Source organism: Shewanella sp. ISTPL2 (assembly GCF_013283205.1).
Taxonomy (GTDB): Bacteria; Pseudomonadota; Gammaproteobacteria; order Enterobacterales; family Shewanellaceae; genus Shewanella; species Shewanella oncorhynchi.
In genome coordinates this window covers 2979278-3004302 of record NZ_JAAPAV010000001.1, presented here as the reverse complement: position 1 = coordinate 3004302, position 25025 = coordinate 2979278, and the positions used below count along the sequence as shown (strand labels likewise).

General features: G+C 51.4%; 14 protein-coding genes and 3 pseudogenes. 8 read left to right on the top strand and 9 right to left on the bottom strand.

The window, feature by feature from the left end:
- Positions 1-83: 83 nt before the first annotated feature.
- From aspA to HUB64_RS13085, 6 genes are all read left to right on the top strand, one after another.
- The gene (gene aspA, locus HUB64_RS13110) at positions 84-1526 is read left to right on the top strand and encodes an aspartate ammonia-lyase (RefSeq protein ID WP_131524382.1); all 1443 of its coding nucleotides are present in this window, start codon (positions 84-86) and stop codon (positions 1524-1526) included.
- Positions 1527-1641: 115 nt separating this feature from the next.
- Positions 1642-2943, top strand: coding sequence for an anaerobic C4-dicarboxylate transporter (locus tag HUB64_RS13105; RefSeq protein ID WP_105251341.1), 1302 nt, complete (start codon positions 1642-1644; stop codon positions 2941-2943).
- 139 nt (positions 2944-3082) lie between these two features.
- Entirely contained in the window at positions 3083-3808 is a 726-nt protein-coding gene (locus HUB64_RS13100) for a fumarate reductase cytochrome b subunit (protein WP_113940029.1), read from the top strand.
- Positions 3809-3959: 151 nt separating this feature from the next.
- Entirely contained in the window at positions 3960-5969 is a 2010-nt protein-coding gene (locus HUB64_RS13095) for a fumarate reductase flavoprotein subunit (RefSeq protein WP_173247032.1), read from the top strand.
- Positions 5966-6691, top strand: coding sequence for a fumarate reductase iron-sulfur subunit (locus HUB64_RS13090; protein ID WP_105251338.1), 726 nt, complete (start codon positions 5966-5968; stop codon positions 6689-6691). Before HUB64_RS13095 ends, HUB64_RS13090 begins: the two co-directional genes overlap by 4 nt.
- Before the next feature lie 228 nt (positions 6692-6919).
- Positions 6920-7975 carry a porin gene (locus HUB64_RS13085; RefSeq protein WP_173247035.1) on the top strand — a complete coding sequence of 352 codons (1056 nt, stop codon included), beginning with the start codon at positions 6920-6922 and terminating at the stop codon, positions 7973-7975.
- 213 nt (positions 7976-8188) lie between these two features.
- Here HUB64_RS13085 and cueR read toward each other — a convergent pair whose 3' ends face one another.
- The 7 genes and pseudogenes from cueR to HUB64_RS13050 all read right to left on the bottom strand — a co-directional run bounded on the left by cueR (position 8189) and on the right by HUB64_RS13050 (position 18801).
- Positions 8189-8671, bottom strand: coding sequence for a Cu(I)-responsive transcriptional regulator (gene cueR, locus HUB64_RS13080; protein ID WP_173248699.1), 483 nt, complete (start codon positions 8669-8671; stop codon positions 8189-8191).
- 366 nt (positions 8672-9037) lie between these two features.
- Positions 9038-11545, bottom strand: a complete 2508-nt coding sequence (locus HUB64_RS13075; RefSeq protein WP_173497143.1) for a heavy metal translocating P-type ATPase — start codon at positions 11543-11545, stop codon at positions 9038-9040.
- Positions 11546-11621: 76 nt separating this feature from the next.
- Positions 11622-12914: pseudogene (locus tag HUB64_RS13070) on the bottom strand (efflux transporter outer membrane subunit); the annotation flags it as partial.
- Between the two features lie 169 nt (positions 12915-13083).
- Entirely contained in the window at positions 13084-16260 is a 3177-nt protein-coding gene (locus tag HUB64_RS13065) for an efflux RND transporter permease subunit (protein WP_173497142.1), read from the bottom strand.
- Positions 16257-17423 carry an efflux RND transporter periplasmic adaptor subunit gene (locus HUB64_RS13060; RefSeq protein ID WP_173497919.1) on the bottom strand — a complete coding sequence of 389 codons (1167 nt, stop codon included), beginning with the start codon at positions 17421-17423 and terminating at the stop codon, positions 16257-16259. Before HUB64_RS13060 ends, HUB64_RS13065 begins: the two co-directional genes overlap by 4 nt.
- A 677-nt stretch (positions 17424-18100) precedes the next feature.
- Positions 18101-18297, bottom strand: a pseudogene (locus HUB64_RS13055) (integrase core domain-containing protein); the annotation flags it as partial.
- A 255-nt stretch (positions 18298-18552) separates the two neighbouring features.
- Positions 18553-18801, bottom strand: coding sequence for a heavy-metal-associated domain-containing protein (locus HUB64_RS13050; RefSeq protein WP_173247046.1), 249 nt, complete (start codon positions 18799-18801; stop codon positions 18553-18555).
- 168 nt (positions 18802-18969) lie between these two features.
- Here HUB64_RS13050 and HUB64_RS13045 point away from each other — a divergent pair.
- A pseudogene (locus tag HUB64_RS13045) lies at positions 18970-19248 on the top strand (transposase); the annotation flags it as partial.
- Between the two features lie 183 nt (positions 19249-19431).
- Here the strand turns inward: HUB64_RS13045 and ssb are convergent.
- A complete protein-coding gene (gene ssb, locus HUB64_RS13040) occupies positions 19432-20142 on the bottom strand; it encodes a single-stranded DNA-binding protein (RefSeq protein ID WP_011790777.1) in 711 nt (236 codons plus the stop codon).
- 108 nt (positions 20143-20250) lie between these two features.
- The gene (locus tag HUB64_RS13035) at positions 20251-21618 is read right to left on the bottom strand and encodes an MFS transporter (protein WP_168825599.1); all 1368 of its coding nucleotides are present in this window, start codon (positions 21616-21618) and stop codon (positions 20251-20253) included.
- A gap of 403 nt (positions 21619-22021) precedes the next feature.
- On the opposite strand from HUB64_RS13035, the gene uvrA reads away from it, so the two are divergent.
- Positions 22022-24904, top strand: coding sequence for an excinuclease ABC subunit UvrA (gene uvrA / locus HUB64_RS13030; RefSeq protein ID WP_131524377.1), 2883 nt, complete (start codon positions 22022-22024; stop codon positions 24902-24904).
- Positions 24905-25025 lie beyond the last annotated feature (121 nt).

The following is a 25025-nucleotide window of genomic DNA, read 5'->3' as shown; positions in this document are numbered from 1 at the left end:
GTGTTACGTATACTTATTGTACACATCCACAACTCAATACTCGGAGATATATCTTACTATTAATTGGATTTAATAGGATCGAAATGAAAGATACTAATAGCGTACGGATCGAAGAAGATTTATTGGGCACGAAAGAAGTTTCCAATGAATTTTATTATGGCATACATACATTGCGTGCCATCGAAAACTTTAAGCTGAGTAATCAAAAAATTTCCGATGTACCTGAATTAGTCCGTGGCATGATGCTAACAAAAAAAGCCGCTGCCATGGCTAACAGTGAATTAGGCGCTGTAAGTCCTGAAATCGCTGACAAAATTATTGAAGCGTGCGATCTGATACTCACAACGGGTCGATTTGTTGATCAATTTCCGGTCGATGTTTATCAAGGAGGCGCAGGTACTTCGGTCAACATGAATACCAATGAGGTATTAGCCAACGTTGCACTGGAAATCATGGGGCTTGAAAAAGGCCGTTACGATGTCATCAACCCTAATGACCATGTCAATAAATGCCAATCGACTAACGATGCCTATCCAACAGGTTTCCGTATTGCGGTCATCAACAGTACCGATATTCTGTTAGATGCATTAACCGACCTTATCAGCGCTTTCGACACTAAAGCCACAGAGTTTAAAACCATCTTAAAAATGGGCCGCACTCAATTGCAAGATGCAGTGCCTATGACCTTAGGCCAAGAGTTTCATGCCTTTGCAGTTACATTGCGAGAAGAAATTAAGTCCATCAAACGTTGCCAAGAGTTGTTGTTAGAAGTGAACTTAGGCGCAACCGCCATTGGTACAGGGCTCAATACGCCTGTCGGTTATTCCGCATTAGCCATTAAGTATCTGGCAGACATTACTGGGCGTGCCTATGTGCCAGCGGAAGATTTAATCGAAGCGACATCCGATTGTGGTGCCTACGTTATGCTGCACAGTGCAATTAAGCGTATGGCGATTAAAATGTCCAAGATTTGTAACGACCTACGCTTACTTTCATCGGGTCCACGTACAGGTCTGAAGGAGATTAATCTTCCTGAGCTGCAAGCGGGTTCCTCCATCATGCCAGCCAAGGTTAACCCTGTGATCCCTGAGGTCGTCAATCAGGTTGCGTTTAAGATTGTCGGCAATGATATCACTATCACTATGGCCGCCGAAGCTGGCCAATTACAGCTTAACGTAATGGAACCTGTGATTGGACAGGCAATGTTTGAGTCGCTCAGTTTGATGGGCAATGCCTGTATCTCTCTACGTGAAAAATGCGTTGAAGGTATCACAGCAAATCCAGAGATCTGCATGGCCCATGTGATGAACTCTATCGGGATCGTGACCTACCTTAACCCAATCATCGGCCACCATGAAGGTGACATCATAGGCAAGATTTGCGCTCAAACGGGTAAAAATGTCCGTGAAGTGGTACTCGAACGCGGTTTGTTAACGGTTGAAGAACTCGATGACATTCTCTCAGTTGAAAACCTGATGAATCCTAAATATCAGGCTAAACGCAATACCAGCAAAGCCAAAGTGTAACTCAGTGGGGCTGGGGAGCCTTTCCCAGCCCACAACTCGATGATTCAAGAATAAGCCTGCGCAGAGTGAATATGCGTAGGCTATTGAAATTAAAAAATAAAATAGAGTTAACACTATGATTATATTAGAGATAATTATCGTCCTCGGGGCTATTTACCTTGGTGCAAGGATGGGTAGCATGGGAGTCGGCTTCGCTGGCGGTGTCGGGGTACTGATACTGACCGCGGGGATGGGACTCAAACCGGGCAATATCCCGATTGACGTGATCCTCATCATTATGTCAGTTATCACCGCGATTGCGGCCATGCAAGTGTCTGGAGGGATGGATTATTTAGTCTCACTGGCAGAAAAATTATTACGTAAGCATCCCAAACAAATCACCTTTCTGGCCCCTGTCGTCACCTATTTCATGACACTCTTTGCGGGTACAGGCCACACAGCATTCTCCACCTTACCTGTTATTGCCGAAGTCGCAAAAGAGCAAGGCATTCGCCCCTCTCGTCCCTTATCTATTGCCGTTGTCGCATCTCAAGTCGCCATTACCGCCTCACCGATTTCAGCGGCTGTCGTGTTCTTCTCAGGTATCTTAGAGCCGTTTGGCGTAGATTATTTAGTACTGTTAGCCGTTTGTATTCCCTCAACTTTCCTCGCCTGCATGGTCGGAGCCGTTGTTGCCAACTTAATGGGTAAAGAACTGGCCGATGATCCTGTCTATCAAGAACGCTTAGCCAAAGGTTTAGTTAAAACACGCGGTAAAACTGAGATCAAAATTAAAGCCGGCGCGAAACGATCTGTGATGATTTTCTTGCTGGCGATTGCGGCTGTCATGGCCTATGCCACTGCGATATCTGACAAAGTCGGTTTGATTGTTGACCCTGTATTGCCACGCGACGCCGCCATTATGGTGCTGATGCTCACGGCAGCTGCCGCTATTACGATTTTCTGTAAGTTAGACGCGAGCGAAATATCCAATGCGGCCACCTTCAAGTCAGGCATGTCAGCCTGTGTCTGTGTATTAGGTGTGGCTTGGTTAGGCGATACCTTAGTGTCGAATCATATCGAGGAAATCAAAGATTTAGCCGGCACCTTACTGCAAAGTCAGCCCTGGTTATTATCGGTAACCTTATTCTTTGCCTCCATGCTGCTCTACTCCCAAGGCGCGACAACAAAAGCGCTAATGCCCGCAGCCTTGGCGATTGGCGTAAGTCCATTGACAGCCGTAGCCTCGTTCGCCGCCGTCAGCGCGCTGTTTGTATTACCGACTTACCCCACGCTACTGGCTGCGGTCGAGATGGATGATACCGGCTCGACTCGGATTGGTAAGGCGGTATTTAACCATCCGTTCCTGGTCCCTGGCGTTGTGACGATTGCCACCAGTGTGGCATTGGCCTTCCTGTTTGGCGGCATGATGCTGTAGCTCAATTTTACCCTAAGTGCTCTCAGGGCTAATGCCTACAAATGGATTAACCCTCTTCTTTTAATCTGTATCTATAGACTTTGTTTTGGCGTGATGCAGGTACATTCACGCCATAGCAAATCGAGTAAGAGGTGAATTAATGTCAGCAAAAACGCGTGTTCCTACCGCCATTAACGGCGGACCATTTGGCCAAGCTTGGTCGGCTAAAGCAGACTGCTTACAAAGTGCGACAGGGCTTATATTAGGTATTTTCCTCTTATTTCATATGCATTTCGAGGCGAGCATTTTATTTGGTAAAGAAACCTTCTTTCACATGGTGCAATTCTTAGAAGGCAGTATGTTTAGCTCGACGGGTCATGGCTTCCCCATCGTGACCCAGATCATTTCAGTCATTATGCTGGTGATTGTTGCAGTACATGCCGCCACCGCACTACGTCGTTTTCCGGTGCAATTAGGTCAATGGCGAGCGATGCGTGGCTTCATGTCGACTATCAAGCATAGAGATACCCAAGCATGGTTCTGGCAGATGATCACCGGTTTCTTACTGTTTTTCTTAGTGTCAGCCCATCTTGCCACTATGATTTTAAACCCTGATATTGGCCCTCACCTTTCGGCCGAACGGGTTTACCACGATAACGCTTGGCTCTTATACGTGGTGTTTTTACCTATCGTGTTATTCCACGGCATCGTTGGTTTATACCGAGTGATATTAAAGTGGGGTGTGAGTAGTAACCGTCCACTTATCCGCACTATAGCGCAAGTATTGATCGTCTATTTATTGTGTTTAGGCACATTAAGCCTAGTGACCTATATCAATATTGGTATCGAATTAGTTTTGCCGGTACAACCGTTTATTCCTCAGTAATGGGCATGACGCTATCGGCGCACTTAGCCTATATAGCAAGACAAACAACATACGGATCCTCCTCTGATACATAGTTGCAGCGCATCTATGCCCGAGGAGCGCAATGATAAATCCATGAAATGTTATCTAAATTATTAGATAAGGATCTGATTTGAAAATCATTTATACAGACTCATTAGTCATTGGCGCAGGATTGGCAGGCCTTAGAGTCGCGATTGCCACCAAAGAGCGAGGCCTAGATACCTTAGTGCTATCGTTAATTCCCGCAAAACGTTCACATTCGGCCGCCGCACAGGGCGGAATGCAAGCCAGCCTAGGCAATACCGTTAAAGGCATGGGCGATAACGAAGACATTCACTTTCAAGACACGGTAAAAGGTTCTGACTGGGGCTGCGATCAAGACGTCGCACGCATGTTTGCCCACGTTGCACCAAAAGCGATCCGCGAACTCACCAACTGGGGCGTACCTTGGTCGAGAATATCCGCCGGCCCACGTGAAGTCATCATGAACGCGCAAAGGGTAACGCTCAATGAGGCTGAAGAAGCTCACGGCCTAATCAATGCCCGCGATTTTGGTGGCACAAAAAAATGGCGTACCTGTTACACCGCAGACGGCACTGGCCACTCTTTACTGTACGCGGTCGATAACCAAGCTATCTCCATGGGCATTCCAGTACATGAACGGATTGAAGCACTGTCGCTGATCCATGACGGTAAGCGTTGCCATGGAGTCATTGCCCGCTGTTTAGTCACAGGTGAATTGCGCGCTTATGTCGCCAAATCCACCACCATCGCCACTGGCGGTTATGGCAAGATTTATGAAATATCGACCAATGCCACCATCTGCGAAGGCATAGGCCAAGCGTTAGCACTCGACACAGGTGTCGCCACCTTAGGCAATATGGAAGCGGTGCAGTTTCACCCTACCGCCATAGTGCCCGCGGGGATCCTTACCACTGAAGGTTGTCGTGGTGATGGCGGTATTCTGCGCGATAAAGACGGTCATCGCTTTATGCCAGATTACGAGCCAGAGAAAAAAGAACTCGCCTCCCGCGATGTGGTTTCTCGCCGCATGACAGAACACATGCGCAAAGGCAATGGAGTCGAAAGCCCTTACGGCCCGCATCTGTGGCTGGATATTACGCAGCTGGGCCGTGAGCATATCGAAACCAACCTGCGCGAAGTGAAAGAGATTTGTGATTACTTCCTCGGTATCGATCCGTGCAAAGATTGGATCCCCGTCAGGCCAACCCAGCATTACTCCATGGGCGGTGTGCGCACCAATGCCACAGGTGAGAGTCCACAACTCAAAGGACTGTTCAGTGTCGGAGAAGCGGCCTGTTGGGACATGCATGGTTTTAACCGTTTAGGCGGTAATTCGGTGGCAGAAACTGTGGTCGGCGGCATGATCATCGGTAAATATGTGGCTGATTTTTGTGAGAATAACGACTTAGAAATTGATACCGCACTGACTCAAAAATTCATCGATAAATTACAGCAAGAAATCGATGGGCTGATCGAAGGCAACGGCACAGAAAACCCCTTCCAAATAAAGAAAGAAATGCAACGCATCATGATGAACTACGTCGGGATCTTCCGTAATGGACCCGAGTTAGATAAAGCCATCAAAGGCTTGAAAGACTTACTGCTGCGGGCAAAAAATCTTGGCCTTAAATGTAAAAAACGTCACTCCAATCCTGAGTTAGTCGAAGCGCTGCGCGTCACCCGTATGTTGAAAGTAGCCCTAACCGTCGCCTGTGGCGCAGAAGCTCGCACTGAAAGCCGCGGCGCACATTCACGGGAAGATTACCCACAACGCAACGATAAAGATTGGCTCAACCGCACGCTGGCAACTTGGCCAGATGCCGAATCACTTGAACCAGTACTGCGTTATGAAGCGCTAGATGTGATGAAAATGGAGCTACCACCGGGATACCGGGGCTACGGTAACGACAATACTATCGCCCATCCAGATACCGAAAAACGCGTACAAGAAATCAATCAAGTGCTCGCGAGCTTAGGTGATGACCCCGATAGAGACACACTGCAGCGAGCCCTGATGCCATACGAGCTGCCAAGCCACCTGCAGGCTCCTAATGAACGCCTCAGCGATACCTTAGCGATCACTCCAGCCCAACCGGTAGGAAACAAACCACTATGAGCCGTCAAATCAGCTTTAATATCTTTCGCTACGATCCGCAAGATGGCCAAGACAAGCCAAAGATGGAACGTTATCAGTTGACTGAAACACCGGGCATGACAGTATTTATCGCCTTAAATCAACTACGTGAGCTACAAGACCCTTCACTGCAGTTCGACTTTGTCTGCCGCGCGGGCATCTGTGGCAGTTGCGCCATGGTGATCAATGGTTTCCCCACGCTTGCCTGTCGCACGTTAACGGCAAATTATCCTAATGGCGAAATCACCCTCATGCCGCTACCAGGCTTCGAGCTGATTGGCGACTTATCGGTGAACACGGGTAAATTTATGCGTGAATTAGCCGAACGCTTAAAACTGTGGCTGCACCCTAGACCCGATGATCAGGACATTCATCGCCTCGAAAATCCAATGGCACCTGAAGAAGCCGCGCGGATCTATGAGCTAGAACGCTGCGTCGAATGTGGCGTTTGCGTGTCGGCCTGCGCCACCAAACAAATGCGTGACACCTTTGTCGGCGCGGTTGGCATGATGAAAATTGCCCGCTTCGAAATGGATAGCAGAGACAGCCGCAGCGCGGATGATTTCTACCATGTGATTGGCAATCAAGATGGCGTGTTCGGCTGTATGACGCTACTCGGCTGCCAAGATAACTGCCCCAAAGATTTGCCACACATGCAGCAAATCGCTTACCTGCGCCGCAAAATGGCCGCGACCATACTCTAATCCTCCCTCTAACGTCCCGCTGTTTTGGCGGGATTGATAGGATTGCACCTTTCCAAAACCAGCTGACCGCTTTTATCTGTCAGCTGCTGAGTTACGAAGCCTAATTTTCTTAGTTAGGCGCCTCCCCAGCACTATCACAAGTGCAGCTCCTTACTACTAGCGATACAGCTCAATCGGCAACAAAATCCATTAGCGTAACGCGAGTAGTTGTTATGTAAGGAAACATAAATGAAACCGTCTAAACTCACATCAGCCATACTTGTGCTGAGCTTTGCCACACCTATTTTTGCCGTTCAAGCCAATAATACAGCAGAAACCAATGACGAATTACGCACTGAGTTACAACAAATTCAGCAGAGACTCGCCATGCTCGAAGCTCAAGAAAATGAGCCATCAGTGCCATCGGATACCCAGTTTAATTTTTATGGTTCTTTACGCCCAACATTCGGAGTGAGCAACTTAAGTTCAGACGAAGTGTGGGATGTGAGTGATGCCAGCTCACGGATTGGTTTTGCCGCAGAGCAAAAGCTCAGCCACGGCCTAACAGGCTTTGCTAAAGGCGAATTTAAAGTCGACATCAAAAACGACGGCGACTTTGGCGACGCACGTCTAGCATATGTCGGTATTGAAGGCTTATTTGGTCGGTTCGCCATCGGTAAGCAAGCCGTTACTCAGGAAATGATTTCTGATCCGGTCGATATCTTTAACCGCTCAGGAACACCGCTTGCCTATGACAGTGCGAGCCCATTCAGAGTGAATAATCTAGTCACCTATCGTAAGCAATTTGGTGATATCTTATTTTCGGCCGATGGACAATTCGACGGCGACAATAAAGAGAGTAACGGCAGCGACTTTGTCAACGCCGGCGTGCGCTACAAAACTGACTTTATCTACATCGCTGCGGCTTTTTATAACAAAGAGTTAGACGACGGCACCGATGAAAATACTCTAGGCGTGACCCTATCAAAGAGCTTCGACTCTTTATACCTCGCCGCAGCCTATCAAGACATAGACAAAGATGACGCCGATGGATCCACACTTGACGTCGTAGCAAGCTACGCCATCAATGAAAGCTATAAAGTTAAGCTAGGTGTATCTAAATATGATGATGGTGGCAACGATGTGACCTCTAAAACCTATAATGCCTACAACACTACGCTTGAATGGCATTTAACGTCTATGTTCAGAACCTTTGTCGAATATCAAAAAACCGATTACGAATACCTTGAAACCAATGACCAAATCATGATCGGCATGCGTTATAACTTCGATTATACGTTCTAAGTTTCTATCTCAAGCGTATAGTCATGTAAGTGAAGGGTTTAACGACCTCACAGCAAAAAACTTAAAAGCATAAAGACAAGAAACAACAAAGCCACGACTCGCGTGGTTCTTGTACAGAACTTGATGATTGTGCTTTTTGGGCTTCTTCGATGCGTAAGTCAATGGTGACAACTAACTTGGAAAACGCCGCCATCGAAGAAGCTCACGAGTTAGTCACCGTGGCGGACGATGGCGTGACGAGGCGGGTGTGTCACTCCCAAATCGAGGTGTTCTATGTGGAACTTGTGAACGTTCTTTCGCTGCGGCGGTTGGCTCAGCCAAATCCGCAAGGATCGGGCAATCCGGGCGGCCATCGCCATGGCAATTTTCGGCTAGCTGCTCGAGCGTTTGCACCATAGCTTGTAGTTCAACGATCTTCGCCTTCAGTCCGTCGGCATGGGAGAGCGCCAACGCCTTAACGTCGGCGCTCGCGCGATCTCGGTTGCACCACAAGACCAGGAGTTCCGAGATTTGTTCGACAGAAAAGCCAAGGTCGCGTGCGCGACGGATGAAGCGAAAGCTTTGCGCGTCTGCCGAGCTGTAATTTCGGTAGCCAGCATCAGAACGATTCGCTTTGGGTATCAAGCCAATCTGTTCGTAGTAGCGAATCATCTTCGCCGAGATGCCGGACAACTTGGCTGCTTGACCAATATTCATCATTCTCTCCTTCTAGTAAATTAATCAAATACGCTCAAAAACTGAGGTTTACCTACGCACAGATATTTCTCTGGGCGTAAAGAACACGTCGGCATACAGGTATTCAGATCGCATTCATGTTGTCTATATTCCATCTGAAGATTGCTCAGAGCTAATGTGGTGATCAAATGCATATAGTCCCGCCACACCTCAGGTGTGACGACTCTTGAGTGGCAAAGAGATGTTCTCGGGCGTCGCTATAATCGTCCTTGAGGTGATCCAAGGGCGTATTTGGTGAAAACATGTTGTGTTACTCCTTCAACAATATTCGTCTACCAAGCGTGACTTTTGCGCTACCACCCCAAAAGCCAATGACTTGGTGTGGGTTTAAACCATCATCGGAGCCCTGAAACGCTTGAGTCGGAGCGCGTTGCCGAGCACAAATATACTGGAAAGTGCCATTGCGGCCGCTGCGAAAATTGGCGAAAGCAAGGTGCCATTCAACGGGTAGAGCGCACCCGCCGCAACCGGTATCAACACGGCGTTGTAGGCGAAGGCCCAGAAAAGGTTCTGCTTAATGTTACGGATCGTGGCCTGACTAAGCGCGATCGCATTCGTCACGCCACGCAAGTCGCCCGACATTAGCACCACGTCAGCAGCTTCTATCGCTACATCGGTTCCCGTGCCGATGGCGAGCCCAACATCAGCTTCGGCGAGTGCTGGCGCGTCGTTGATACCGTCTCCCACGAAGGCGACTCGCGCGCCATTGTTCCGGAACTTCTTCAGCGCCTCGACTTTACCATCGGGGAGAACCTCGGCTAAGACTTCATCGATGCCAAGCTGCTCGGCAATCGCCGCAGCGGTCGCCGCATTGTCGCCAGTGATCATCGCTACTTTCAGTCCGAGCGCGTGCAGCGCCTTGATTGCTTCAGGCGTTGTTTCTTTAATTGGATCTGCGACTGCAATCACCGCTGCCAAGCGGCCGTCGATCGCGGCATAAAGTGGGCTCTTGCCTTGCTCACCAAGACGCAGGGCGGTGGACTGCAAGCTCGACACATCCAGACCGAGCTGCGTCATAAACCGATCCGCACCGACGGCGACGGTACGACCTGCGACCTTGGCCGACACGCCGAAGCCCGGTGTTGCGTCGAAGCTCTCAATAGGTGCAAGGGTGAGGTTCAACTGCTTTGCGGCTGTGACGATCGATTCGGCAATCGGGTGCTCGGAGCGGGTCTCGACGGCCGCAACAAGAGCAAGAACTTCGTTGTATTCAAATCCCTCGGCAGGCACGAGATCGGTCAGCTCGGGGCGTCCTTTGGTCAGCGTGCCGGTTTTGTCGAGCGCGATAACGCTCACATCGCGCAACGCCTGCAAAGCTTCGCCCTTACGAAAGAGTACGCCGAGCTCGGCCGCACGGCCGGTGCCAACCATGATTGAGGTCGGCGTGGCCAGTCCCATAGCGCACGGACAAGCGATAATAAGAACCGCGACCGCATTAACTAGCGCAAAGGTCAGCGCTGGGGACGGGCCGAAGATTAGCCAGACGAGGAAGGTCAGCGTGGCAGCTGCCATCACCGCTGGGACGAACCACATGGTCACTTTGTCGACCAGCGCCTGGATCGGCAGCTTTGACCCCTGCGCTTGCTCGACCAGACGAATGATCTGCGCGAGCACCGTATTCGCGCCGACCTTGGTGACGCAAAAACTGAAAGCGCCCGTCTTGTTGATAGTGCCGCCGACAACTTCGGCTCCCACCCCTTTAGATACGGGCACCGGCTCGCCGGTGATCATGCTCTCGTCAACATAAGAGGCACCTTCGACGACTTCGCCGTCGACCGGAATCTTCTCGCCCGGACGAACGAGCACTATGTCACTAGTCATCACCTGATCGAGCGGTATTTCAAACGTTTCGCCGTTGCGCTGGACGCGCGCGGTCTTAGCCTGAAGTCCGACGAGCCGCTTGATCGCTTGTGAGGTTCGCCCCTTGGCGCGCGCCTCCAGCATGCGTCCGAGCAGGATCAAGGTAACGATGACCGCAGCAGCTTCAAAATAGACGTTGGCAGTGCCTTGCGGCAGCGCTTCAGGGGCAAAGGTTGCGACGATCGAATAGCCATAAGCCGCCGCGGTGCCGACCGAGACCAGTGAGTTCATGTCAGGAGCACCGCGCAGCAACGCCGGTACCCCTTTTAGGAAGAAGCGCAGACCAGGACCGAACAGGACCAGGGTGGCGAGCACGAACTGCACATACCAGTTGGTCTGTTGCCCCAGAACCCCCATCACCCAATGATGCATGGCGGGAATAAGGTGAGAGCCCATCTCAAGGATGAATACGGGCAAGGTGATGATGGCTGCAGTGATGAAAGAACGTCGCAGTGCCCGCGCCTCGCTCTCACGACGCTCAGTGTCCTGATCGCTAGCATTCGCCGTTTCGGCGGACAAGCGACGGGACTTGTAGCCCGCCTGTTCGACAGCGGCTTCAAGATCTGCCGTGGAGACGACCCCTGCAAAATGGCGCACCCTCGCGCGCTCGGTCGCCAGATTTACAGTGGCTTCGAGCACGCCCGGAATTTTTACGAGCGCTTTCTCTACCCGGCCCACACATGATGCGCAGGTCATGTCCTCAATCGCCAACTCGATGGTCTCTTCGCGAATGGTGTAGCCAGCGCTCTGAATGGCGTGAACAGCCGCCTGCGGATTGGCTACGCCGGGGAAAGTAATGTCGGCGCGTTCGGTAGCGAGATTGACCACGGCCGTCTGCACCCCGGGGACCGCTTTCAACGCTCGCTCGACACGGCCGACACATGATGCACACGTCATGCCTTCGACAGGCAGGCTCAGACGAGTGCCTGCGGACACGGATTGATTGGCGTTTTGTGGCAAGGAAACAGAAGCCATTGAACTACTCCTTAAATGTTGAGTTAAAAAAAGCTTAATGCTTCCAACCATGGGAAGGTCAAGTCCTATGTGTGATTTATTTCACGACGCGTCCGTTCGAAATGCCGTCGGCGCCACTGCAGTCCTGATCCGCCTGCGCGCAGATCTCCCAGCCGCCACCCAGCGCCTTGTAGATGCTGACAACGGCAAGCTGTTGGTGGGTGCGAGCGATTGCCAGCGCACGCCGGCTTGCAAAGTCGGACCGTTCGGCTTCGAGCACATCAAGGTAGATGCCTTCACCTGCTGAGAACCGCACACGGGCAAGACGAGCCGCCTCGCGATTTGCGGCTGACTCAAGCAGACGCAGCTCAAGCGTGCTACCCGCGGCGCCATAGGCTTTGAAGGCATCCTCGGTTTCCTGCAGTGCGCGCAACACGGTCTGGTCGTAGACGATCAACGCCTCTTGGGTACGTGCCTCGCTGGCGGCGATGCGGGCACGCACGCGCCCAGTATCGAAAAGAGACCAGCGAATGACCGGGCCGAGGAAGCTGGACAACACTCCGGAGCCATTTACTTCATCGAGACTTCCAGCAACAAGCCCGATTGAACCATGCACTTGGATCTCGGGGTAGAAACCAGCCGTCTCGACCCCAATCCGAGCGGTCGCCGCAGCGAGAGTCCGTTCAGCCGCCGCAATATCAGCACGCCGAGAAAGGAGTGCTGCGGGATCGCCCACGGCGATTGTTCGAACAGCAAGCGCTTCACGCGCAGGCGTTACAGCAGGTGGTCTAAACGTCAGGGGCGTTTCGCCAAGAAGAATGGCCAGTGCATTGCTGGAGGCCGCACGGCGGCGCTCCAGTTCGGGCACGGCCACCTCGACATGGTGCAACAAGGCCTCGGCACGGAGCTGGTCGAATTCGCTGGCAGAACCGGCGTGCACGAGACGTTCGACCAGACTCAGGCTTTCGCGCTGGCTTTGGCTGATGTCGGCGGCTACAGCTAGTTCGGCCTCGATACCGCGTAGCTCGAACCAAGTGGCAGCCACCGCAGCAGCGACCCCCGCCTGCACACCACGCAGCAGAGCCTCGCGGGAGCCTGCTTGCGCCTGTGCGGCCTCCACCGATCGCCGCACACGGCCAAAAAGATCGATTTCCCAGGAAGCGTCTACCGCGCCGCGATAGGTTTCTATCTGACGCGACTGACTATGGGGCGTCTCGACCTCACTCCGGCGACGGTTCTCATAACCAAGCTCAGCGCCACCGCTCGGCAGGAAGCCCTGACGGCTCTCACCCAACATGGCCTTTGCCTCTTCGAGCCGAACGACAGCGATACCTATGTCATGGTTCGCCGCGAGCGCCAGCTGGATCATGATGTTCAGAGCTGGATCGTCGAAGGTGCCCCATCACTTCACCTCAACGGCCCCTATTCCAAGACCGGCGGGAGGCTCACTGAAACTGGCCGGAAACTGCGTGAAGGTAGTGAGTAGTTTGGGCCCACCGCCGCGCATCCAGTCAAGATTAGCGCACTCAGGGGTAACAGAACTGCTTGGTATGGACTTCTCATGACATGCTCTCCTCAATGTGCGGCTTAGCACTTGAACTGTGCCGCTCGAAGTGAGCCTCCAAGCCACGTATCACTACATAAAAAACCGGCGTCAAGAATAATCCGAACAATGTCACGCCGAGCATACCTGCGAAGACCGCAATCCCCATAGCCTGACGCATTTCGGCCCCAGCACCGCTTGCCAATATCAACGGTACGACGCCAGCAATAAATGCCAATGAGGTCATCACAATAGGCCGCAACCGCAATCGACAAGCCTCAACGACCGCCTCCAGCGCACTTGTTCCTGCAGCTTCGAGGCTGCGTGCAAACTCGACGATCAATATTGCGTTTTTGGCCGCCAAACCGACGAGCACGATAAGCCCAATCTGAACAAAGACGTTGTTGTCGCCCCCAGCCAGCCAGACACCGGTAATCGCGCTCAAAAGACACATCGGCACGATCAGCAGAACCGCCAGAGGCAGCAGCCAGCTGTTGTATTGCGCGGCGAGGATGAGATAAGCGAGCAGCAGGCACAATGGGAAAATGAACAGCGCCGAATCGCCAGCCAGTTTTTGCTGGTAGGTAAGATCAGTCCATTCGAAGCTCATGCCTTCAGGCAAAACCTCCTTGGCTAATCGTTCCATGACCGCAACAGCCTGCCCCGAGCTGACGCCAGCCATCGCACCGCCCGAGATGTCGGCCGTAGGGTAGCCGTTGTAGTGCATCACGCGGTCTGGGCCGGCACTTGGCGTCACAGTGACAAAGGAGGACAACGGCAGCATATCTCCGGCCGCGTTGCGCACCTGCAGGCGGCCGATAGATTCGGCTTGCATGCGGTGGTCTGCATCGGCTTGGGCCGTCACCTTATAGGTTCGACCGAAGCGGTTGAAGTCGTTGATATATAGAGATCCGAGATAGACCTGAAGCGACTCGAACACATCAGCCAGACGAACCCCCTGGCTCATAACCTGAGTGCGATCGATGGTGACATCTAACTGCGGCGCATTGATGTCAAGACTGGTCATAAGCCCAGCCACCTCACCTGACTCGGTAGCTTTTGTCATCAGGATCTGGGTCTGCTGCACCAGAGCTGCGAGCCCGGCACCGCTGCGGTCCTCGACCTGCATCTTAAATCCGCCCGTCGCGCCAAGGCCAGGCACCGGTGGTGGCGGGAACACGCCGAGGAAACCATCGGGGATGCTGGCAAATTGGGCTTGCAAGCGCCCCGCAATCGCCATAGCGCTGAGATCGGGTGTCGTGCGATCTTTAAACGGGTCGAGCATGATGAATATTACCGCGGCATTTGGCACGTTGACGAAACCATTTATAGAAAGGCCGGGAAACGCAACGACACTTTCGACACCTGATTCGGTCAGCGCGATCTTCGACATCTGTTTGACGACTGCGTCGGTGCGGTCCAGTGACGAGGCGTTTGGCAGCTGGGCGATTGCGACAAGATAATATTTGTCCTGCATGGGCACGAAGCCGGGCGGGACGGCCTTGAATCCGAAGAAGGTCAACGCAAGGAGTCCGGCGTAAACCAGAAGCGCCACGCCGCTAATCCGCACCACTTTGCGCACCGTGTTGCCATAAGCGTCAGGTGCATGCTGGAACGGCTGGCCTAGTGTCCGAAACAACTGATCGGCGCGGCCACGCAAACTGCGCGGAACTCGCACTATTGCCGCTTGGCGCGGGCGCAACAAGAGTCCTGCGAGCGCAGGGCTGAGCGTGAGTGAATTAACTGCCGACAGAATGGTTGAAATCGCAATCGTGAGCGCAAACTGTCGATAGAACTCACCCTGTAAGCCGCTTAGAAAAGCGGTCGGAATGAAAACGGCGGCAAGTACCGAGGTGATCGCGATAATAGGACCGGTGACTTCGTCCATGGCAAGCCGCGCGGCCTGCATGGGTTCCTCACCATTTTCGATGTGACGTTCGACATTCTCAACCACTACGATCGCGTCATCGACGACGATCCCGATTGAAAGCACCAGGCCAAACAACGACAACGTGTTCAGTGAGAAACCCATCAGATGCATGACGGCAAAGGTGCCGATCAGCGACACTGGCACCGCTATAAGGGGTATGAGCGAAGCACGCCAGTTGCGCAGGAACAGCACCACCACGATAACGACAAGAAGAATCGCCTCCAACAAGGTGGTTACCACCGACTCCAGCGAGGCACGGACAAAGACCGTCGGGTCATACGCGATGCGCGAGCTGAGTCCTTCCGGAAAGTTGCCTTCAAGCCGCTGCATGGTTGTACGCACCGCCTGCGCAACGTCGAGTGCGTTGGCGCCCGGACTCTGGATGATTTGCAGCGCGACGGCAGGTTCACCGTCAAGCAGGCTGCGCAATGCGTAGGTATCGGCCCCCATCTCAATGCGGGCAACATCGCGCAAGCGCGTCACCTGGCCGTCGCCGCCCGTACGAATGATGATGTCGCCGAACTGCTCCTCATCGGTTAACCGCCCGAGCGTGTTCACTGTCACTTGGAACGCGGCACTGGAATTGGGAGCCTGACCGACGGAGCCAGCCGCCACCTGTACGTTCTGCTCGCGCACAGCGGCAATCACATCGCCCGCTGTCAGCCCTCGTGCGGCGATTAGGCTCGGATCGAGCCAGAGCCGCATACTATATTCACCAGCTCCCCAAACCAGAACGTCGCTGATTCCCGGGATACGGGACAGATCGTCGCGCACCTGGAGGTAAGCGTAGTTCGAAATATAGAGAGGGTCGTAGCGTTTGTCTGGCGATAACAGGTGAACCACCATCAGGATGTCCGGCGAGGTCTTCTGCGTAATGACGCCTTGGCGCTGCACCTCCTCCGGCAAACGCGGCAGAGCGCGCGAGACGCGGTTTTGTACCTGGATCTGTGCCATATCGGCATTCGTCCCTTGCGCAAACGTGACGGTCAGGATCATTCGGCCGTCAGTGGCTGATTGTGACGACATGTATAGCATGCCCTCGACCCCGGTGATCGCCTGCTCGAGTGGCGCGGCTACCGTTTCAGCAATCACCTTGGGATTGGCACCCGGGTAGGAAGCGGTTACCTGAACCGTCGGCGGCGTCACGGTCGGATACTCGCTGAGCGGCAATTGGAAGAAGGCAACGATGCCAGCGAGCACCATCAAAACTGAAAGGACGATGGCAAAAATCGGGCGATCGATGAAGAAACGTGGGAATGTCATTGTACGGCTCCCGAGGTTTGTGACACCGCAATAGGTGTACCGTCAATCGCAGCGGACTGTGGCGTGACCTGCATGCCCGGGCCTATCAGCCCCTTGACAACGATGTGCTCGCCGGGCTGTAGACCTTGTTCGATCACGCGCAACCCCTCGACCACCGGACCCAGCTCGACTGGCCGGTATTCCGTCTTGTCGTCTTTGCCGACAACGAGCACATAGTGGCTACCTTGATCGGTACCAATCGAATGATCGGAAACCAGAACCCTCGCTTGCGGCGACCCAGTTTCTAGTTTGACCTTGGCAAAAAGACCGGGCGTCAAATGCCCATCGGGGTTGTTGACAACAGCGCGGATACGCACTGTTCCCGTCCCACGATCGCTGGTGTTGGAGAGGAAGTCGACACGGCCTGGCCTCGAATACGTCTTGTCGGTGAGCAGTGCCACCATGACCTTTTCCGCCTGTGGACCATGCGTGGTAGTGTGGTCTCGGCCTGCGGCGAGCGATCGCAAATAAGTGCGTTCGTCTACATCGAAATAGACGTGGATGGGATCGATAGAAACAATAGTCGTGAGTGGCGTCTCGCCGCTGAAGACGTAGTTGCCTTCTGTAACGAGGGCTTGGCCGACACGTCCACTGATCGGCGCCGTGACACGTGCGAAACTCAGATCCAATTGTGCGGCATCCACCGCTGCCTTTGCGGCGTCGACCTGTGCTTTGCTTGCATTCATAGAGGCGGTTGCGATGTCGAAGCGATCACGAGCAACGATCTTTTGGGCAAATAGCTGTTCGGCTCGTGCATATTCCGTTTGGGCAAGTATCGATGCCGCTTCAGCCTGGCGCAGGTGCGCCGTCGCGGCGTTCAGCGCGGCTTGGAACACCCGAGGATCAATGAGAAAGAGCTCGCTGCCCTTTTCGACGAAGCGTCCCTCGGGCAGGCTTACGTTCTGAATATAGCCAGCAACCCTCGGGCGCAGCTCAACCCGCTTGACCGCGGTCAGCGAACCTGTGAGTTCGACAAATGGCGTCACCGGACGAACGATCACTTCGGCCACCGGAACGCTTGGTGGCTTTGCGGGACTGACAGAGGGCATCGCCTCCTTGCATCCTGCGATAGCGAGTGCAACGCTTAGCGCCACAGTGGTTATGGTTATGCGTTTGACCTTCATCATTTTTTCCTTTCTCGATAGCAGTCGACAGTTAGTTTTGCTGAGCCGAGGTAGCTCTTACTGTATTTATCCGGCTTACTACGCTTAGAAGGTCAAGTGTTTTTTTGATTAGTAAGGAGGCCTTGCGAGACGCAGCGAAGTCTAACTCTGATGACGAAAAAATCATGATCAGCGACGAAAATCGCTAAGTATTAAGGCATGCACATAGAAGAAAACTTCCTCGACAAAAAAGCCAGACATACGACCTTGGCAGCTACGACCACTGCACTTACAAACGAGAGCGATTGGAAGTGTTGTTACTGCTGGCAGCTTTAGCCTACTGGTTGCATTCATGTTAGGGCTGACAGCAGAAATGGCCTGATTGCAGTTCCAAGCAAACAGCATTAAACACTGGTGAGTTTTACCGTTCGACTACTTGGGTATGAGGAATGTAAGCTCGCAAACTTAGAGCTTAGAACTAAGCAGATACAGGCTGAAATAAGGAAATGATGTTCTGGCCTTAAGTGTCAGACTGAGCAGTAATCAAAATAAAGAAGAGCTGATACTATGATTAAATTCGTGGTGATTACTCAGGTGTTTGATCAGGGCTAGCGCATGAGTGCCATTGCCTTAATTGCATTAGATTTACTTCTGTCTGTGAGCGTTCAGTGTACTGTTCAACCCATATTAGACAATTTTCATTGAGAATTTTTGAACTCTACAGGTGACAGATCACCATTAGCAGAATGACGTCACTCCAAGTTCTAATATTTCATTTAAACAGTCACATCTAGCTTAAAAACTCCCCTGTTGGTTGAGCAATGTTAAAAATCCAATCGTGTTTTAAGCTACCAAAGAAACGCTCAACGAAGGCATTATCCCAACACACCCCTACCCATACTGCCTCAAAGTTAAGTGCTGAAATAAAATTAGACCGGAGCAGGTGCAGTGGTATACAGAGTCAGACCATTATATTGGCGGTGATATTACATTTTTGGAAACAAATTCAATTACTCTGTCCTTAAATTATATCCATTTATAACTCGTTATGGGCGGATAAGCAGCACCTCTGTTACTAGGTGCTGCTCTCCTAAGAACCGTACATGCAACTTTCACTGCACACAGCTCAAGCCTCCACTAAGGTGCACTGTCAATTGGCGGTATTTTGCGACTTGCTGCTTCTATCTACACTGCAACAGGTTGACTCGGGTTTGGCCGGATATCCAATTTCCTCCAGAGCGTCGAGTATTTCGTCTTGCGATTGGCTGCTTTGTACATTGATACTACGGCTGGAGAGATCTGCTGTTACGACTGCATCGGCGTCCAGTTCCTTTATTGCACGATTGATCAAGCCAAAGCAGTGGTTGCAGGTCATATCGGTAATTTTTAACGTTAACATCGTAAATCTCCTTTGCTAAAGTGGGCAGCTAAAATTCTGCACCTTGCTACAGGGAGAAGGTCAAGGCTTATTTTCTGTGATGTTACCCAGTACCAGTTGTGCCCAAATGGCACAATGTGAGCAGGGGTCGCCAGTGCTGCAATCTGATAGCTACTCAGTACTTGCTGGAAAAAGGCGGTCACACTGGTGGAAAACGTGCGTAAGAATATGAAAGAGAAGGCGATGTTGTTGTGGGATAGAGCGATGCTGTCGAGACTTTTCATCATAGAAACCATCAACGACCAGTTAAAAAATATCTCTCAAATAGAGCTCTCCAGACACCGCAGCGTGCATGGTTTTATGCTGAATATGATTGCGGGACTCATCGCCTATCAATTAAAAGACAATAAGCCACAACTGAACCTCACTAACGGGGAGTTTAATGCTATTGCAGTTATGGATCGTTAAACTGATCTCAGGTTAAGTATCTATCTCAAGCGTATCATCATGCGAACAAGCGAGGTAAAGGGTTGAACGACCTAACCCACGCTTCACGGCACAAAACATAAAAACAAGAAACAACAAAGCCACGACTCGCGTGGCTTTGCTTATTTAAGACGATACCGTCTTTACACTTCGATACGTTCCAATTTAAAACGGAATATCGTCATCCCAGCCATCATCCAAATCTGGAGTGAAGTTTTGCTGTGGTTGCGGCGCTGGACGCTGTGCCGGTGCTGCAGGCGCTTGATAAGCTGGCGCTGGCGCGGCTTGTGGCTTAGGCGCATAACCACCTTGTTGTGGTTGTTGAGCCTGTGGCTGACCATAACCTTGCTGCTGGGCAGGTGCTGGCGGAGCATATTGTTGCTGAGCTGGCGCTTGGTAAGCAGGTGCAGCTTGAGGCGCTGGCGCATATTGATTTTGCGCAGGCGCGGCTTGTTGTGGTGCAGATTGATAACCTGCGTTTTGTGGCATGCCGCCGCCCATTGGCGCGCCTTGTGCTTGTCCACCTTGACCACGGCTACCTAGCATTTGCATGCTACCGCTTTGGTCGATAACCACTTCAGTGCTGTAACGGTCTTGACCACTTTGGTCTTTCCACTTACGAGTTTGCAGTTTACCTTCAAGGTAAACCTGTGAACCTTTACGCAGGTATTCACCGGTAATTTCAGCTAATTTGCCGAACAGAACCACACGGTGCCATTCAGTACGCTCTTGCTGTTGACCCTGTTGGTCTTTCCACGATTCGCTAGTCGCTACTGTGATGTTTGCGACTGCATTACCGTTTGGCATATAACGCACTTCTGGATCTTGTCCCAAATTGCCAACCAAAATTACCTTGTTAACACCACGACTGGCCATTGAAATCTCCTGCGATTCTTTAAATAATCTATTAATTCAGTATGTTGTTTATCTTTATTGCCATAGAGGAAAATCAGCTTCCCCAAATACCACACGGCAGACCAGATATTATTGAGCAGAGCCTAACACAGCTCGTGCTTCTCTTAAATCGAAATGCTCGTCTACCTTGAGATAAGCTACTTTCTCGTCCAGCACGACTATGGCTTCAACAACGCCCATTAATTGGGATAACTGGGTTGCCATATCGCGCGCTTGCGCCTTGTCTTTCACTTCAGCTTCTAAGGTGTAACTCTTTAACAACACAGGATTTTGCATGCCTAATGTCAGGAATAACCAAATAGACATTAAGATCACGGCAACAACAAATACCCCGACTGCGCCCACGAGCTGGAAAGCACCGCCACCGAGCATACCACCACAAAAAGCCCCTAAAAACTGGCTAGTTGAATACACGCCCATGGCCGAACCTTTTTCGCCGACGGGGCAAAATTTGGCAATCAAACTAGGCAGTGAGGCTTCTAAATAGTTAAACCCAGTAAAGAAGAGCACCACGGCAAAACTCAATACCCAAAGATTGCTCGCAAATGCGGCCATCGCCAGCAATGCCACTATCATTATCACGAGGGCAATTTGGAACATCGCCTTAGTATTTTTGCGCTTAACCCCTATGATGATTAACGGCACCATCAAAATAAATGCGCCCACAAAAGCGGGGAAATACAGCATCCAATGTTTTTCTTTCACTAGACCCGCATCCACCAGATCCAGCGGCAGTGCCACAAATACTGCGGTGAGCACTAAATGCAGGATAAAAATCCCAGCGTTAAGCCTAAATAATTGCGGCTCGAGGAACATACGTTTGAGCTTAGCGGGCGTAGCTAGAGTGTCTCCCTTCGGAGCCTGAGTGATGGGATTAGGCACTAAAAACTGGATCAACAGCATACCGACAATAGCCAATACCGCCGTTAACCAAAACAATCCAGTCAACCCAAGATGTTGCGCAACGATAGGTCCCATTAGCAAAGACAGGGCAAAAGATAACCCGATACACATGCCAATAATCGCCATCACCTTAGTGCGCTGCTCGTCGCGGGTTAAATCCGCGGCAAGCGCCAGCACGGCAGCGGCAATCGCGCCCATACCCTGTACAGCTCGACCAAAGACAACGCCATAAATCGTATCTGCGTTAGCAGCTATAACACTACCAATAGCAAACAATACTAAGCCACCGAGAATAATCGGCTTACGACCATATTTGTCAGATAAAATCCCCATGGGGATTTGCAGCACGGCTTGAGTCAGGCCATAGGCGCCGATAGCAATACCCACCCACAGAGGCGAAAAGCCTTCGAGATGCTGACCATAAAGTGCAAAGACGGGCATGATCATAAACAAGCCCATCATACGCAAACCAAATACACTGGCTAAAGAAAACGCGACTTTTTTCTCAGTACCCGAAAGTCCGTTGTTACCCATGATTTTGCCCTGGATTGAAGTCTTTTAAGGGGCGCATGTTACCACACCCAAAAGGATTTGCTCAAAAGGAAATAGTGGCCTAAACCACTGACTATACACTTAGCTTTTATCCCGTTTATCACGGACCTATATTGACTGTGTCTGAGTTAACATCTTTATTTTTAACGCTCATGCACAGGGGTATGAGTCTAACATAGTGTTCACAATTGTCCTGTGAGTCAGTGCGCAACAACAGTATTAATCTTAGTTAATCCATTCCATCCACAACATCCCGCAAAGCAGGTCGACTTAAAGCCAGTGCCAGCCCTAGGATTGGTGCAGATCACAGAATCAACTAAACTCAGCGGCGGAACTGTGCGATACTTGTGCTCATTTTTTTAAGCATATGGCATTAGAGCGATAGATGGATAAGATTGAAATACGCGGCGCACGCACCCACAATCTCAAGAATATCAACCTGACTATCCCAAGGGATAAACTGATTGTCATCACGGGCTTATCGGGATCTGGCAAATCCTCCCTCGCTTTCGATACTTTATATGCCGAGGGCCAGCGACGTTATGTCGAGTCCCTATCTGCCTATGCTCGCCAATTTTTGAGTTTAATGGAAAAGCCCGATGTGGACCATATCGAAGGCTTAAGCCCGGCGATATCCATAGAGCAAAAATCCACCTCCCATAATCCACGTTCAACCGTGGGCACGATTACCGAAATTTATGATTACCTGCGCTTGATGTTTGCACGCGTGGGTGAGCCGCGTTGTCCGACACACAATCAACCCTTGGCGGCACAAACCGTCAGCCAGATGGTCGATAAAGTGTTGGAAATGCCCCAAGACAGCCGCTTGATGCTGCTTGCACCTGTGGTCAACGCCCGTAAGGGTGAACACGTTAAATTGCTCGAAGGTCTATCAGCGCAGGGTTATATCCGCGCGCGTATCGACGGTGAAGTGTGTGACTTAACCGATCCGCCAACCTTAGACTTACACGTTAAACACACGATTGAAGTGGTCGTCGACCGTTTTAAAGTGCGTGACGATATCAAGCAACGCTTAGCGGAATCCTTCGAAACTGCGCTGGAACTCTCCGGCGGCATCGCGACCGTTGCCAGCATGGAAGACGACACGGGTACTGGTAAAGCAAAAGGCGAAGAACTGATCTTCTCGGCCAACTTTGCCTGCCCGCACTGCGGTTATTCGATGGCGGAATTAGAGCCAAGGATCTTCTCCTTTAACAATCCAGCCGGCGCGTGCCAAACCTGTGATGGTTTAGGGGTACAACAATTTTTCGATCCTGAGCGTGTGATCACCAATACCGAGCTTTCACTGGCGGGCGGTGCGATTCGCGGCTGGGATAGACGCAACTTCTACTATTTCCAAATGCTTAGCTCACTCGCCGAACACTATAAGTTCGATGTCGAAGTGCCCTACGAGCAGCTTAGCGAAAAAGTCCGCAAAATCGTACTTTACGGCTCAGGTAAAGAAAGTATTGCCTTTAAATACATTAATGACCGCGGTGATGTGGTGGTGCGTAATCACCCCTTCGAAGGCATTCTAAACAACATGGACAGGCGCTATCGCGAAACCGAAAGCAACTCGGTACGTGACGAATTAGCCAAGTTTATCAATACCCAAGCTTGTCAAAGCTGTGGTGGCTCGCGCTTACGCGAAGAAGCCCGTAACGTGTTTTTAGGTGATATCAACCTGCCACAACTCACCACTTGGTCGATTGGAGAAGCCTTGGACTACTTCGAGAAAGTCGAATTTAGCGGCCAAAAGGCGCAGATCGCCGAGAAGATTTTAAAGGAAATCCGCGATCGTTTAGGTTTCCTCGTCAACGTGGGTCTCAATTATTTGAGCCTATCGCGCTCAGCAGAAACCCTCTCCGGCGGTGAAGCCCAACGTATTCGACTCGCCAGCCAAATCGGTGCAGGGCTCGTCGGCGTGATGTATGTGCTCGACGAACCTTCAATCGGCCTGCATCAAAGGGATAACGAACGTCTGCTGCAAACCCTGATCCACCTGCGGGATTTGGGCAACACTGTGATTGTGGTTGAGCATGACGAAGATGCGATTCGTATGGCGGATCACGTGATCGATATCGGCCCTGGCGCTGGCGTACACGGCGGCGAAGTGATTTGTGACGGTCCAATTGAGAAGATCATCGCCTGTGAAGAATCGGTCACCGGCCAATATATTTCCGGTAAGCGCAGCATTCATATCGATACGCCGCGCATTCCATTCGACAAAACTCAAGTGATTGAGCTATTTGGCGCTCGCGGTAACAACTTGCGTAATGTGGATTTAACCATTCCCATTGGCCTATTCACCTGTGTGACGGGCGTATCGGGTTCGGGTAAATCGACCTTAATCAACGATACTTTCTTCAAAATCGCCCATAGAATGCTCAACGGGGCGACGGTGGATGAGCCATCACCCTATGATCGTATCGAAGGGATGGAACTGTGCGACAAAGTGGTCGATATCGACCAAAGCCCAATTGGCCGCACACCGCGCTCTAACCCTGCCACTTATACGGGCATCTTCACCCCAATTCGCGAGATTTTTGCCGGAACCCAAGAGTCGAGGACTCGCGGTTATCAGGTCGGCCGTTTCTCCTTTAACGTAAAAGGTGGACGCTGTGAGGCTTGCCAAGGCGATGGCTTGATCAAGGTCGAAATGCACTTCCTACCCGATGTGTATGTGCCCTGTGATTCCTGTAAAGGTAAGCGCTATAACCGCGAAACCTTAGAAGTACGCTATAAAGGCAAGAATATTCACGAAGTACTGCAGATGACAGTGGAAGATGCACGTCAGTTCTTCGATGCCGTACCTGCCATTGCCCGTAAGCTACAAACCTTGATGGATGTAGGTTTGTCCTATGTGCGTCTCGGCCAAAGTGCGACCACACTTTCGGGCGGTGAAGCCCAAAGGGTGAAACTTGCCAAAGAGTTATCTAAACGTGACACGGGCCAAACCTTGTATATCTTGGATGAACCGACCACGGGCTTACATTTTGCCGATATTCAATTGCTGCTCGACGTGTTGCATCGTCTCAAATCCCACGGCAACACGATTGTGGTGATTGAGCATAATCTGGATGTGATCAAAACCGCAGACTGGATTATCGACTTAGGCCCAGAAGGTGGCGGTGGTGGCGGTATGATTTTAGCCACAGGCACGCCGGAAGAAGTCGCCGAGCATCCAACCTCCCACACGGCACGCTTCTTAAAGCCACTGCTAAAACGGGATATCGAGCTGGCAAAGGCCAATAAAGCTAAGGCTTAACATTCGGCTCATGCCACCGTTGGTCTGAATAATAAAAGCGCAGTCGCCCTAAGCACTGCGCTTTTTTTCGCTCAGCAATCCAATATGCTTAAGCTATCGCATACATATAGATCTCATTGAA

Bases quoted from the DNA above. Each gene is read 5' to 3' on its own strand.
- aspA (WP_131524382.1), top strand. From the start codon at position 84: ATGAAAGATACTAATAGCGTACGGATCGAAGAAGATTTATTGGGCACG.
- HUB64_RS13105 (WP_105251341.1), top strand. From the start codon at position 1,642: ATGATTATATTAGAGATAATTATCGTCCTCGGGGCTATTTACCTTGGT.
- HUB64_RS13100 (WP_113940029.1), top strand. From the start codon at position 3,083: ATGTCAGCAAAAACGCGTGTTCCTACCGCCATTAACGGCGGACCATTT.
- HUB64_RS13090 (WP_105251338.1), top strand. From the start codon at position 5,966: ATGAGCCGTCAAATCAGCTTTAATATCTTTCGCTACGATCCGCAAGAT.
- HUB64_RS13085 (WP_173247035.1), top strand. From the start codon at position 6,920: ATGAAACCGTCTAAACTCACATCAGCCATACTTGTGCTGAGCTTTGCC.
- cueR (WP_173248699.1), bottom strand. From the start codon at position 8,671: ATGAATATTGGTCAAGCAGCCAAGTTGTCCGGCATCTCGGCGAAGATG.
- HUB64_RS13075 (WP_173497143.1), bottom strand. From the start codon at position 11,545: ATGGCTTCTGTTTCCTTGCCACAAAACGCCAATCAATCCGTGTCCGCA.
- HUB64_RS13065 (WP_173497142.1), bottom strand. From the start codon at position 16,260: ATGACATTCCCACGTTTCTTCATCGATCGCCCGATTTTTGCCATCGTC.
- HUB64_RS13060 (WP_173497919.1), bottom strand. From the start codon at position 17,423: ATGAAGGTCAAACGCATAACCATAACCACTGTGGCGCTAAGCGTTGCA.
- HUB64_RS13050 (WP_173247046.1), bottom strand. From the start codon at position 18,801: ATGTTAACGTTAAAAATTACCGATATGACCTGCAACCACTGCTTTGGC.
- ssb (WP_011790777.1), bottom strand. From the start codon at position 20,142: ATGGCCAGTCGTGGTGTTAACAAGGTAATTTTGGTTGGCAATTTGGGA.
- HUB64_RS13035 (WP_168825599.1), bottom strand. From the start codon at position 21,618: ATGGGTAACAACGGACTTTCGGGTACTGAGAAAAAAGTCGCGTTTTCT.
- uvrA (WP_131524377.1), top strand. From the start codon at position 22,022: ATGGATAAGATTGAAATACGCGGCGCACGCACCCACAATCTCAAGAAT.